The sequence below is a fragment of the Variovorax dokdonensis genome (assembly GCF_030316895.1).
GTDB lineage: Bacteria > Pseudomonadota > Gammaproteobacteria > Burkholderiales > Burkholderiaceae_C > Variovorax > Variovorax dokdonensis.
This window is the reverse complement of record NZ_JASZYV010000003.1, coordinates 858,584-871,046: the sequence shown is the minus strand read 5'-3', so window position 1 is coordinate 871,046 and position 12,463 is coordinate 858,584. Positions and strand designations below refer to the sequence as shown.

13 protein-coding genes are annotated in these 12,463 nt (G+C 62.2%); 5 read left to right on the top strand and 8 right to left on the bottom strand.

From position 1 onward, the window contains the following. Positions 1–12: 12 nt before the first annotated feature. Positions 13–1,473, top strand: coding sequence for a 23S rRNA (uracil(1939)-C(5))-methyltransferase RlmD (gene rlmD / locus QTH91_RS17740; protein WP_286661419.1), 1,461 nt, complete (start codon positions 13–15; stop codon positions 1,471–1,473). A gap of 84 nt (positions 1,474–1,557) precedes the next feature. On the opposite strand, the gene QTH91_RS17735 is transcribed toward rlmD, so the two are convergent. Then, entirely contained in the window at positions 1,558–2,259 is a 702-nt protein-coding gene (locus QTH91_RS17735; RefSeq protein ID WP_286661418.1) for a Bax inhibitor-1/YccA family protein, read from the bottom strand. A 198-nt stretch (positions 2,260–2,457) separates the two neighbouring features. On the opposite strand from QTH91_RS17735, the gene QTH91_RS17730 reads away from it, so the two are divergent. After that, complete coding sequence (locus QTH91_RS17730; protein WP_286661417.1) at positions 2,458–2,865, top strand: GlcG/HbpS family heme-binding protein; 408 nt, start codon at positions 2,458–2,460, stop codon at positions 2,863–2,865. Between the two features lie 202 nt (positions 2,866–3,067). Here the strand turns inward: QTH91_RS17730 and hemP are convergent, their stop codons facing one another. The 6 genes from hemP to bfr form a co-directional block, all read right to left on the bottom strand. Next, positions 3,068–3,274, bottom strand: coding sequence for a hemin uptake protein HemP (gene hemP / locus QTH91_RS17725; protein ID WP_286661416.1), 207 nt, complete (start codon positions 3,272–3,274; stop codon positions 3,068–3,070). A gap of 97 nt (positions 3,275–3,371) precedes the next feature. Further along, a complete protein-coding gene (locus QTH91_RS17720; protein ID WP_286661415.1) occupies positions 3,372–3,788 on the bottom strand; it encodes an ExbD/TolR family protein in 417 nt (138 codons plus the stop codon). Positions 3,789–3,791: 3 nt separating this feature from the next. Beyond that, on the bottom strand, positions 3,792–4,517 hold the full coding sequence (locus tag QTH91_RS17715; RefSeq protein ID WP_286661414.1) for a MotA/TolQ/ExbB proton channel family protein: 726 nt from the start codon (positions 4,515–4,517) through the stop codon (positions 3,792–3,794). Between the two features lie 23 nt (positions 4,518–4,540). Then, the gene (locus QTH91_RS17710; protein WP_286661413.1) at positions 4,541–5,257 is read right to left on the bottom strand and encodes an energy transducer TonB; all 717 of its coding nucleotides are present in this window, start codon (positions 5,255–5,257) and stop codon (positions 4,541–4,543) included. A 104-nt stretch (positions 5,258–5,361) separates the two neighbouring features. After that, on the bottom strand, positions 5,362–5,631 hold the full coding sequence (locus tag QTH91_RS17705) for a (2Fe-2S)-binding protein (RefSeq protein WP_286661412.1): 270 nt from the start codon (positions 5,629–5,631) through the stop codon (positions 5,362–5,364). Positions 5,632–5,841: 210 nt separating this feature from the next. Further along, on the bottom strand, positions 5,842–6,318 hold the full coding sequence (gene bfr / locus QTH91_RS17700) for a bacterioferritin (protein WP_286661411.1): 477 nt from the start codon (positions 6,316–6,318) through the stop codon (positions 5,842–5,844). Between the two features lie 268 nt (positions 6,319–6,586). Between bfr and ahpC the strand changes: the two genes are divergently transcribed. Beyond that, positions 6,587–7,150 carry an alkyl hydroperoxide reductase subunit C gene (gene ahpC, locus QTH91_RS17695; protein ID WP_286661410.1) on the top strand — a complete coding sequence of 188 codons (564 nt, stop codon included), beginning with the start codon at positions 6,587–6,589 and terminating at the stop codon, positions 7,148–7,150. A 199-nt stretch (positions 7,151–7,349) separates the two neighbouring features. Next, positions 7,350–8,906 (top strand): alkyl hydroperoxide reductase subunit F, encoded by a 1,557-nt coding sequence (ahpF, locus tag QTH91_RS17690; protein ID WP_286661409.1) that lies wholly within the window; start codon positions 7,350–7,352, stop codon positions 8,904–8,906. A 55-nt stretch (positions 8,907–8,961) separates the two neighbouring features. On the opposite strand, the gene ppsR is transcribed toward ahpF, so the two are convergent. Further along, positions 8,962–9,783 carry a posphoenolpyruvate synthetase regulatory kinase/phosphorylase PpsR gene (ppsR, locus tag QTH91_RS17685; protein ID WP_286661615.1) on the bottom strand — a complete coding sequence of 274 codons (822 nt, stop codon included), beginning with the start codon at positions 9,781–9,783 and terminating at the stop codon, positions 8,962–8,964. Positions 9,784–9,998: 215 nt separating this feature from the next. Between ppsR and ppsA the strand changes: the two genes are divergently transcribed. After that, positions 9,999–12,392, top strand: a complete 2,394-nt coding sequence (ppsA, locus tag QTH91_RS17680) for a phosphoenolpyruvate synthase (RefSeq protein WP_286661408.1) — start codon at positions 9,999–10,001, stop codon at positions 12,390–12,392. The last annotated feature ends 71 nt before the right edge of the window (positions 12,393–12,463 follow it).

Below are 12,463 nucleotides of genomic sequence, written 5' to 3'. Positions count from 1 at the left end.
GAAAATCGGGAGATGACGGAATCCATTCAGAAAGAAGGCGTCGCACCGACGCCGCCCCAGGCCGACGACGGTTGGCTGCGCGTCGAATCGCTCGATCTCGAGGCACAAGGCGTCACCCACCGCGCGGACGGCAAGGTGATTTTCATCGAGGGGGCGCTTCCCTTCGAAGAGGTGCGCTACAAGCGCCTGCGCGCCAAGAACAACTGGGAACAAGGCGAACTGACCGAGCTTCGGAGCGAGTCTTCCCAGCGCGTGCGCCCCGGTTGCCAGCACTTCGGCCTTCATTCCGGCGCCTGTGGCGGCTGCAAGATGCAGCATCTCGACGCGACCGCGCAGGTGGCCGTCAAGCAACGGGCACTCGAGGATCAGCTCTGGCACCTGGGTAAGGTCAAGGCCGAAAGCCTGCTGCGTCCGCTCCAGGGGCCGGCATGGCACTACCGATATCGGGCCCGACTGTCGGTGCGGCACGTGGTGAAGAAGGGCGCGGTGCTGATCGGCTTTCACGAGAGAAAGAGCCGCTACATCGCCGACATGAAAACCTGCCCGGTGCTGCCAAGCCGCGTCAGCGACATGCTGCTGCCACTGCGTGGGCTGATTGCATCAATGGACGCTCGGGACACCTGCCCGCAGATCGAATTGGCTTGCGGTGATGCGCCAGGCTCGACCGAGTTGGGCGTGATTGCGCTGGTCCTGCGTCATCTCGAGCCGCTGTCCGCGGCGGACATCGATCGGCTCACTGCGTTTGCGGCAGAACATGCAGGCGTTCAGTGGTGGCTTCAGCCCAAGGGGCCGGACACGGCACACTTGCTCGACGCTCAAAGTGCAGCCCTGGCCTACGAACTGCCCGATTTCGGCGTCCGCATGCCGTTCAAGCCGACCGACTTCACGCAAGTCAACCCGAGCATCAATCGTGTGCTGGTTTCGCGAGCACTAAGGCTGCTGGACGTGCGCACCGGCGAACGTGTGATCGACTGGTTCTGCGGACTGGGCAACTTCACGCTGCCGCTGGCCACGCGCGCTGCGGCGGTTCTGGGCATAGAGGGCAGCGACACGCTGGTGGCGCGCGCGACCGAGAACTGCGAGGCCAATCGGCGTGTGGCGAAGGAATCAGGTCGGTACTTCTCCGACGACGTCGCCTTCGTCACACGCAACCTGTTCGAGATGACTCCCGAGCAACTCGTCCAGGATGGCGCGGCGGACCGCTGGCTTGTGGATCCGCCACGCGAAGGCGCCTTCGCATTGGCCAAGGCTCTGGCGGAACTGCACCAGCAGCAACTCGCCGCCACGCCCGCGCCGCATGGCTGGACGCCGCCTCGACGCATCGTGTATGTGAGCTGCAATCCGGCCACTCTGGCCCGCGACGCTGGGCTGCTGGTGCATCAGGCTGGGTATCGCTGCACGCACGCAGGCGTGGTCAACATGTTCCCCCACACCGCTCACGTCGAATCCATGGCGGTGTTCGACCTCGCCTGAGCGACTCGCCTGCGAAGGCAGGCTTCAAGAAAAAGGGCCCCGACTGGGGCCCTTTTTTGGGTGGTGGTCTGATGAGGGTTTGCGTCAGTCGCGCTCGCCGCCGAAGATGCCCAGCAGCGCAAGCAGACTCTGGAACACGTTGAACAGGTCGAGGTACAGCGCAAGCGTGGCGCTGATGTAGTTGGTTTCGCCGCCGTCGATGATCTGCTTCAGGTCATACAGCATGTAAGCCGAGAAGATGCCAATGGCCGCCACCGAGATGGCCGCCATGCCGGCGGTCGAACCCACGAAGACGTTGATGACGGCGCCGACCATCAGCACCAGTGCGCCGACGAACAGCCATTTGCCCATGCCCGACAGATCGCGTTTGATGACGGTCGCCAGGCTGGCCATGACCAGGAACACGCCGGCCGTTCCGGCAAACGCCGTCATGACCAACTCGCTGCCGTTCTGGAAGCCGAGCACGGCTGCGATCAGCCGCGAGAGCATCAGGCCCATGAAGAACGTGAAGCCCAACAGCACCGGCACGCCCGCCGCAGAGTTCTTGGTCTTCTCGATCGCGAACATGAATCCGAAGGCGCCGCCCAGGAAAACAATCAAGCCCAGGCCGCCGTGAAGCGAACGGGTGATGCCGGTGGCCACGCCCAGCCAAGCCCCCAAAACCGTGGGCAGCAGGCTCAGTGCCAACAGCCAGTAGGTGTTGCGCAGCACACGCTGGCGCTGCGCCTGATCGACGCTCAGCCCATAGCCGCGGGCGGTATCGACAGTGCTGACACGGTCATTCATCAATGAGTTCTCCTTGTGGTTGCTGCCCCGAAGGGTGTTCCCCGGACAGTTGAGGACGATTCTAGGCCGCTGCAAGAGCCAGGGGCGCAAATACCCGACACGGCATGTTCATACAGTCTGTAGGGCTACTCATGAGGGGCAGGCACGGCGAGCCGCAAGTTATCCTCGACGGTTTCGATCGAAGCGAGAGTCAACATCATGAAAAGCAAGCAATTCCTGGAACTGTCCGACGTGAAGGCGATCGCCGCCGCAGCCGAGGCGGAGGCATTGAAGAACAACTGGGCCGTCACCATCGCCATCGTCGACGACGGCGGCCATCTGCTCTGGCTTCAGCGCCTGGATGGGGCGGCGGCGGTATCCGCCCACATTGCCCCGGCCAAGGCAAATACGGCCGCACTGGGGCGCCGCGAAAGCAAGGGCTACGAGGATGTCATCAACGGAGGCCGCACGTCCTTTCTGTCGGCGCCCACTTTGCAAGGCATGCTCGAAGGCGGGGTGCCGATCGTCAAGGATGGCCATGTCATCGGCGCCGTAGGCGTCAGCGGGGTGAAGTCCAACGAAGACGCGCAAGTCGCGCGCGCAGGCATCGCGGCCCTCGGTCTTTGATTCGCCGAGGCGAGGCACGGGGCGCTTCGCCCCAATAAAAAAGCCGCAGGTTCGAACCTGCGGCTTTTTTATTGGGAGATCCAGTTGCGCGGGGAAAAAATGCTTGGCTGAGGCGAACCGTTGGCTAGCAAAAAACGACCCTTTGGAGCCATGCTCCTTGAGTCGCCCCACGATGAAACTTGCGAGGTAGGCGGCTGAGTCCTTACTTGGTCAGGATCAGCTTGCCGAGTTTGGTGGCTTGCAGTCGATAGAGGGCGCCGTTGTGCAGGATGCCCACTGCTTTCTGGCCACGCAGCAGGTCGGTGCTCTCGACCAGCGCGGCAGGGCGCTCGTTCGATGCCGCAGCAAGGCGCGCGTCAATGCTGGGGTTTTGGCGAAGCAGCGAGGAGGCAATCGTCGTAGAGGACATAGCAAGGTTTGCTTGGCGTTGTCGATGATCAAATGATAATCGTTATCATTTGCGTGGTCAATGGCCATTTCGACGCTATTGCCATTCGCCACGAACTTCAGCGGTCGGCTTTGGGCTCGGTGATGAAGCCGATCTTGCTGACGCCCGCTTCGCGCGCGGCCGACATGGCCAGTGCAATGCGTTCGTAGCGGACCGCCTTGTCGCCACGGATGTGCAGTTCAGGCTGCGGGTCTTGGGCGGCCGCCGCAGCCAACAGCGTAGGCAGTTCTGCGTCGCTGATGGTGCGCTCGTTCCAGTAGTAGGTGCCGTCGGCTGCGACGCTGAACTGGATCGTCTCTGGCTTGGTCAATTCGCGTTCACTGCTGGCGCGCGGCAAGTCGATATTGACCGCGTGCTTCATGACCGGGACGGTGATGATGAAGATGATCAGCAGCACCAGCATGACGTCGACCAGCGGCGTCATGTTGATCTCGTTCATGACGTCGTCGGTATCGTCCTGGGTTCCGAAGGCCATGGTTCAACCCTTCTTGAGCGAAACCACCACGGGCGCGTCGGCACTGGCATTGCTGGCTTGCACGCGTGCGCCGGTGACGAAGTAGGCGTGCAAGTCGTGCGCGAAGCTGTTGAGCTTGCCAAGTACGAACTTGTTGCCACGAACGAGCGCGTTGTAGCCAAGCACTGCGGGAATCGCCACAGCCAGGCCAAGGGCCGTCATCACCAGCGCCTCGCCGATGGGGCCGGCAACCTTGTCGATCGTCGCCTGGCCCGCGCCGCTGATGCTCATGAGTGCATGGTAGATGCCCCAGACGGTCCCGAAGAGCCCGATGAACGGGGCGGTAGACCCCACCGAAGCCAGGATGGCCAAGCCGCTTTGCAGCCGGGCCGTGAACTCATCGATGGCATTGCGCAACGAGCGCGTCACCCAGTCGCTCACGTCCAGCGAATCGTGCAGATGAGCCTTGGTGTTGCGATGGTGCGCCGTCGCTTCACGCCCCTCGAGCGCGAGGACGCGGAATGGGTTGGTCTCGTTGCGACCAAGCTTCTCGAGCGCCGTTGCGAAGTCTTCGCTGTGCCAGAAGTCGGAAGCACGGCGCGCGAGGCGCTTGTAGCGGATCACATCGAGAGCCTTGGTCAGGATGACGATCCAAGATGCGAGCGACATGACCAGCAGGATGACGGCCACCGCCTTGGTGACGAAGTCGCCCTGCTGCCAGAGGTTCAAGATGCCGAATTGCGATTCCATAGGTAGCGACTCCAAAAGGCGGATTACTGGTTCAGTACGAAGTTGATCGGCGCGTCGTAGGCCATGGATTGGGCCACACCATCGACTTTGCCGGGTATGAAGCGGCAGCGCAGCATCGCATCGCGCGCCGCCTGGTCCAGGCGTTCGAAGCCGCTGGACTTCTTGACCTGCACGTCACGCGGCTGGCCGTCGGCGCCTACCGTCACCCTCAGCATGACATGGCCTTGTTCGCCAAGGCGCCGACTGATGGACGGATAAACCGGCCTGCAGCCCTGTGCGTAGTCTGCATTGGTGGTGGGCAATTGCACCTTGGGCGGTGCCGGTGGCGCGGGTGGGGTGGGCGGCGCAGGCGGAGCCGGCGGTGCGGGCGGCACTGGCGCAGCCTGGACCGGCACAGGCGGCGGAGGGGCCGGCGGCTTCGGCTTGACGACGGGGGCTTTCTTGGGCGCCGGCGCCGGCGACTTGACCGCAAGCGGCTCTGGTGGCGGTGGCGGCGGCTCGACCACCGGCGGCTTGGGCGCTGGCGGCGGCGGGGGAGGCGGAGGAGGAGGGGGTTCCACCGGCTTGGGTGGGTCGATCATCTGGGCAAGGAGTTGCACGGGGACGATCACTTCGGCGGTCCGGCGCAGCAGGCCGCTCTGCAAGGCCCAGAGAGCGCCGAGGTGAAACAAAACGACGCCAGCGGCAATGAGCGTATTGCGCGAGACGCCGGTTGACGTCGAACTGAATCTGTCAGACACGTTGGAACCTATGACCAGAGACGGCCACCCAAAGTGTCCGCCGGCCGCCGCAATGGCGCGCCGCTACTTACGAAAGACCCACCAAGCAGACCCGAGTACGAGGATCAGACTGCAACCGATCGCGAAGAGTGCCATGCCCTGCTTTCAACAATGGACGTGGCGAGCTCGATGACTGCGCTGGCGCCGTCGCGATGGCACGCGGCCACCGACCCCGAGGCGGCGCACTGGGCGACGACCTCGCGCGCGCATCCTTCGCATTGGCCGCATTGGGTGGCCACGCCAAGTTCGAGCTGAACTTCGTCAAAGCTCATGCCGGCACGCGCATGGCGCGCAATTTCGCGGTCAGAGATTCGGCGGCACACACAGACGATCATGGCGAGACAGCGAAGAGGCTGGCTGAGTGATGAACAATTGGAGCGATTATAAATACGAATTCATCGCATTTGCAATCGTGAGCTACCGGTAGGGTCTGGAGGGCGGCGCAGAAACAAAAAAGCGGGGTCATTGCCCCGCTTGTCTCGTCTTGGCGTTCCTTGGCTCGCCACCAGGTTCCTGGTGCGCCTCGGTCCCGTGCTCAAGTCAGCTCAAGAGACCTCGCCCATCTGGGACTGAAGATAGTTCTGAAGGCCCACTTTGCCGAGAAGGTCGATCTGCGTTTCCAGGAAATCGATGTGCTCCTCGGTGTCGTCCAAAATGCCCTGGAGCAGATCGCGGGATACGTAGTCGCGCACGGACTCGCAATGCGCAATGCCTTCCTTGATGGTGGCCTGCGCACCTTGCTCGCTCTTGAGGTCGCACGCGAGGATTTCTGGCACGTCCTCGCCGACATTGAGCTTGCCCAGATCCTGCAGGTTTGGCAGTCCATCGAGCATGAAGATGCGATCCATCAGGATGTCTGCGTGCTTCATTTCGCCAATGGATTCTTCGTATTCCTTCTTTGCCAGCTTGTCCAAGCCCCAGTGCTTGAGCATCCGGTAGTGCAAGAAATACTGGTTGATCGCCGTCAACTCGTTCTTGAGTTGGGCCTGCAGATGCTCGATGACTTTCGGGTCGCCCTTCATGGAATTCCTTCTAGTTGTAGTTGCGAATCGAGGGATTCTCCGGGCTGAGCACGCTGGCTGCAAATTTCCGTTCCGTTATCCGTACAGCGACGCTCTGCATGCGTTTGAGGGTGATTGCCGTTCTCAACCGAGGGGGCAACGACAGAACGCTCAATCGATTGCCTTTGACGCAAGGGGCAATAGACAAACTCTATCGAATATTGCGCTGCAATATATATACTCGGGTTTCCACCCTTTCGTTTCACCCACAACTTTCAAGGAACCGAACGTGTCCGTGATCAACACCGAAATCAAGCCCTTTGCGACCACCGCCTTCAAGGACGGCGAATTCGTCCAAGTCTCGGACGCCGACGTCAAGGGCAAGTGGGGCGTCTTCTTCTTCTACCCCGCCGACTTCACCTTCGTTTGCCCGACCGAACTGGGCGACGTGGCCGACCATTACGCCGAGTTCCAAAAGATGGGCGTCGAGATCTTCGCTGTTTCGACCGACACGCACTTCACCCACAAGGCTTGGCACGATTCGTCGGAAACCATCGGCAAGGTCAAGTACTTCATGCTGGGCGACCCGACACTGGCGATCAGCCGCAACTTCGAAGTCCTGCGTGAAGATCAAGGTCTGGCCAACCGCGGCACCTTCATCGTCGACCCGCAGGGCGTGATCCAGGCTGTCGAAATCACCGCTGAAGGCATCGGCCGCGACGCGAAGGAACTGCTGCGCAAGGTCAAGGCTGCTCAATACGTTGCCGCTCACCCCGGTGAAGTCTGCCCCGCCAAGTGGGAAGAAGGCGCTTCGACGCTGAAGCCTTCGTTCGACCTCGTCGGCAAGATCTAAAACCGACATGCTCCCCGCCCGGCTGGCCGCTTGGTCTGCCGTGCTCACTTCCCTTGGGGGAGGGCACGGCGGCTGACGCTGCCCGTCAGGGGCCGGCGATCGTCGGCCCCCGACGCCGAACCAAAGCCCGGGCGCCCACAAGGCCTCGGGCTTTTGCATTTGTGCAGACGCCCCATCCACGGAAAGAAAGAGAACGCTCATGCTCGACGCCAGTACCAAAGCCCAACTCGCCAGCTATCTGGAGCGCACTTCGAACCCGATCGAGATCGTCGTTTCACTCGACGACTCGACCGCTTCGGCCGAGATGCTTTCCATGCTCAAGGACGTGGCGGAATCCTCGAAGCTCGTCACCCTCATCGAAAGTCGCGACGATTCGCACCGCAAGCCTTCTTTCTCGGTCAACAAGCCGGGCGAGAGCCACGGTCCGCGATTCGCTGGCCTCCCAATGGGCCACGAGTTCACGTCTTTGGTGCTGGCTCTGCTGCAGGTGGGCGGCTATCCGCCAAAGGTAGAGCAGGCGATTCTGGAGCAGATCCGCGCTTTGGATGGTGACTTCGAATTCGAGGTTTACGTCTCGCTGACCTGCCACAACTGCCCGGACGTGGTGCAGGCGCTCAATCTGATGGCGATCCAGAATCCGCGCATCAAGACGACGATGATCGAGGGCGGTACCTTCCAGGACGAGATCAAGGAGCGCCAGATCATGGGCGTGCCCACGATCTTCCTGAACGGCACCATGTTCGGCAGCGGCCGCATGAGCCTTGAGGAGATCCTGGCGAAGATCGACGTCGGCGGCGTGGAGCGCGAAGCCAAAAAGATCGACGCCAAGGAGCCGTTCGACGTGCTGATCGTTGGCGGCGGACCTGCTGGCGCCGCGGCTGCCGTCTATGCGGCCCGCAAGGGCATCCGCACGGGTATTGCCTCAGAGCGGTTTGGTGGGCAGGTGCTGGACACGCTGGGCATCGAGAACTTCGTCTCCGTCAAGGAAACCGAAGGCCCCAAGTTCGCGCTGGCCCTGGAGGAGCACGTGCGGCACTACGACGTGGACATCATGAACCTGCAGCGTGCCAAGGCGCTGGTGCCGGGGAAGGATCTCGTCGAGGTGCGGCTTGAAAGCGGTGCGTCGCTCAAGGCCAAGACCGTCATCCTCTCGACCGGGGCGCGCTGGCGCAACGTGAATGTTCCTGGTGAGAACGAGTTCAAGAACAAGGGCGTCGCCTATTGCCCGCATTGCGACGGTCCCCTCTACAAGGGCAAGCGCGTCGCGGTGATCGGGGGCGGCAACTCGGGTGTCGAGGCTGCCATTGACCTGGCCGGCATCGTCAAGCATGTGACCCTGGTGGAGTTCGACACCAAGCTGCGTGCCGACGAAGTGCTGCAGCGCAAGCTGCGCAGCTTGGCCAACGTGACCGTGATCATGAACGCGCAGACCACCGAGATCACCGGCACCGACAAGGTCAACGGCCTGACCTACAAGGACCGTTCGAGTGGCGAGGAACACCGCGTCGAGCTCGAAGGGGTCTTCGTGCAGATCGGTCTGGTGCCCAACACCGAGTGGCTCAAGGGAGCGCTGGAACTGTCCAGGCACGGCGAGATCGTCGTTGACGAACGCGGCCAGACCTCTGTGCCAGGCGTGTTCGCCGCCGGCGACGCGACGACCGTACCGTTCAAGCAGATCATCATCGCCGCCGGCGATGGGGCCAAAGCTGCGCTTGGTGCGTTCGATCACCTGATCCGCACCTCGGCACCGGCCTGATTGCCATTTCGCCCCCCGCCATCCGGCCTGGACGTGCCGAAAAAGTGCCCAGGCCTCAGTAGGTCAAGCGTTCTGGACGTACTTCTTGCAAGATGGTGGTGGCGATCTCTTCGATCGACTTCGTCGTGGTCGAAAGCCAGCGGATGCCTGCGCGACGCATCATGGCTTCGGCCTCGCCGACCTCGGCGCGGCAGTTCTCGAGACTGGCGTATCGCGAACCCGGCCGCCGCTCGTTGCGGATCTCGGCGAGTCGTTCGGGCTGGATGGTCAGGCCGAAGATTTTCTTTCGATGCGGCACCAGCGCGGGCGGCAATTGGCGGCGGTCGAAGTCCTCTGGAATCAGCGGGTAGTTCGCTGCCTTCAAGCCGTGCTGCATGGCCAGATAGAGTGAGGTCGGCGTCTTGCCGCTCCGGCTCACGCCGACAAGGATCACATCGGCCGACTCGAGATCGCGGTTGCTTTGCCCATCATCGTGAGCGAGGCTGAAGTCGATGGCCGCAATGCGGTCGTTGTACTCCTTGCTCTTGCTCACGTCGGAGAAGCGTCCGATGCGGTGGTTCGACTTGATACCCAGTTCGATTTCAAGCGGCCGCACGAATGTGCCGAACATGTCCAGCAGCATCCCTTTGCAGTCGGTCTCGATGACCGCAAGAACGTCTGAATTGGCCAGGGTCGTGAAGACGATCGGCCTCACGCCCTCGAGTTCGGCGGTGTGGTTGATCTGTCGCACGGCCTGATGGGCCTTGTCCACCGTATCCGTGAAGGGCAGGCGCACATGTCTGGGCTTGATTTCGAATTGCGCCAGCACGGCATTGCCGAACGTCTCGGCAGTGATGCCGGTGCCGTCGGAAACGAAGAAGACAGTACGAATGGTCATAGGGGGCGAGGCCTTGTCCTGCGATGCGCCAAGCGGCTGGCGCCTACAATTCCACGGATTATGGAGATATCCCGCTGCCCATCGCAGGCGGATATTCCGCACCGCCCCTGAGATTTCTGTCGCCCACGCCGATGAGCGCCCGCCCAAAGCAACCAGAACGATCGCGCGCGCACGCCGGCAAGGCAGCCCCCGTTTTTTAACTTCCGGAGCCTTGCATGTCTCAACTCTTCGCGCCGACCGCCTTGGTCGTTCCGTTCGAAAACCTCAGGATGACCGATGTCGAAGCGGTCGGTGGCAAGAACGCCAGCCTGGGCGAGATGATTTCCCAACTCCCTCAAGGTGTTCGCGTTCCCACTGGATTCGCGACCACGGCCCACGCTTTCCGCCAATTCCTGGCGCATGAAGGCCTGACGGATCGAATCCACCAGCGTCTCGCTTCGCTGGACGTGGATGACGTCCGCGCATTGGCTGCCGCCGGCGCCGAAATCCGGGGGTGGATCGAGGCCCAGCCGTTCCCGGCTGACCTTGAAAAGGCCGTGCGCGAGTCGTTTGCCAAGCTGTCCGAGGGCAATGCGCAGGCCAGCTTCGCCGTCCGTTCTTCGGCGACCGCCGAAGACTTGCCAGACGCATCCTTCGCGGGCCAGCAGGAAACCTTCCTGAACGTGGTGGGCATCGAGGACGTCCTTCACAAGATGAAGGAGGTGTTTGCCTCCCTCTACAACGATCGCGCCATCAGCTATCGCGTCCACAAGGGGTTCGCGCACGACGTCGTGGCCCTGTCTGCTGGCGTACAGCGCATGGTTCGCTCGGACCAGGGCGCCGCCGGCGTCATGTTCACCATCGATACCGAATCGGGCTTTGCTGACGTGGTGTTCATCACTTCGAGCTACGGCTTGGGTGAGACCGTGGTGCAGGGCGCCGTCAACCCTGACGAGTTCTACGTCCACAAGCCGACGCTGAATGCGGGCAAGAAGGCGGTTATCCGACGCAGCCTTGGCTCCAAGCTTATCCAGATGGTGTTTGCTTCTGCCCAGGAAAAGGCTGCCAGCGGCAAACTGGTGCAGACCATCGACGTGCCGACCGAGCTGCGTAACCGCTATTCGCTGACCGAAGCCGAGGTCGAAGAACTGGCCCGCTATGCATTGGTGATCGAGCAGCACTACGGCCGCCCGATGGATATCGAATGGGGCAAGGACGGCACGGACGGTCAGCTCTATATCCTGCAGGCTCGCCCCGAGACGGTGAAGAGCCAGCAGCAAGGCAAGGCCGAGCAGCGCTACAAGCTCAAGGGGCGCAGCAGCGTGCTCGCCGAAGGCCGCGCCATCGGGCAGAAGATCGGCACCGGCCCGGTTCGCCTGGTGCACCACATCAGCGAGATGGACAAGGTCCAGGCCGGTGACGTCCTCGTCACCGACATGACGGACCCCAACTGGGAACCGGTCATGAAGCGCGCCGCCGCGATCGTGACCAACCGGGGTGGACGCACCTGCCACGCTGCCATCATTGCGCGGGAGCTGGGAATCCCGGCGGTGGTGGGCTGCGGCAATGCCACCGACTTGCTGAAGGATGGAACCCTGGTCACGGTGAGTTGCTCCGAGGGCGACACCGGCTTCATCTACGACGGGTTGCTCGAAACCGAAGTGACCGAAGTGCAGCGCGGCGAGATGCCCGAGATCGACATCGATCTGATGATGAATATCGGCAATCCTCAGTTGGCCTTCGACTTCGCCCAATTGCCCAACAGAGGCGTGGGCCTGGCCAGGCTTGAGTTCATCATCAACAACAACATCGGTGTCCACCCCAAGGCGATCCTGGACTATCCGAACGTCGACAACGATCTCAAGAAGGCCGTGGAGTCGGTGGCCCGGGGGCATGCGTCGCCGCGCGCGTTCTATGTGGACAAGGTGACCGAAGGCATTGCGACCATCGCTGCGGCGTTCTGGCCCAAGAAGGTCATCGTGCGGCTGTCGGACTTCAAGAGCAACGAGTACCGCAAGCTGATCGGCGGCTCGCGCTACGAGCCTGAAGAAGAAAACCCCATGCTGGGCTTCCGTGGTGCCGCGCGCTACCTCAGCAGGGACTTTGGCGAAGCATTCGCCATGGAGTGCGAAGCCCTCAAGCGCGTTCGCAACGAGATGGGCCTGACCAACGTGCAGATCATGGTGCCCTTCGTGCGCACGCTCGGGCAGGCGGCCCGCGTGACGCAGTTGCTGGCGCAACAAGGCCTGGAGCGCGGCAAGAACGACCTGAAGCTGATCATGATGTGCGAGGTGCCGAGCAACGCCATCCTGGCAGACGAGTTCCTCGAATACTTCGATGGCTTCTCGATCGGCTCGAACGACTTGACCCAGTTGACGCTGGGCCTCGACCGCGATTCGGGGCTGGAACTGCTGGCCGAGGACTTCGATGAGCGCGATCCGGCCGTGAAGGCAATGCTTTCGCGTGCCATCAAGGCTTGCAAGGCCAAGGGCGCCTACGTCGGAATCTGCGGTCAGGGGCCCAGCGATCACCCGGATTTCGCCCAATGGCTGGCCGAGCAGGGTATTGAATCGATCTCGCTGAACCCGGACAGTGTGATCGAAACCTGGCAGTTGCTGGCTTCGCGCTGAGCTGAACGCCCGTGTCGCGCGACGGCTGTTGCTGTCGTGCGACACAAAATTCCACATTCATTGCGCGTAAT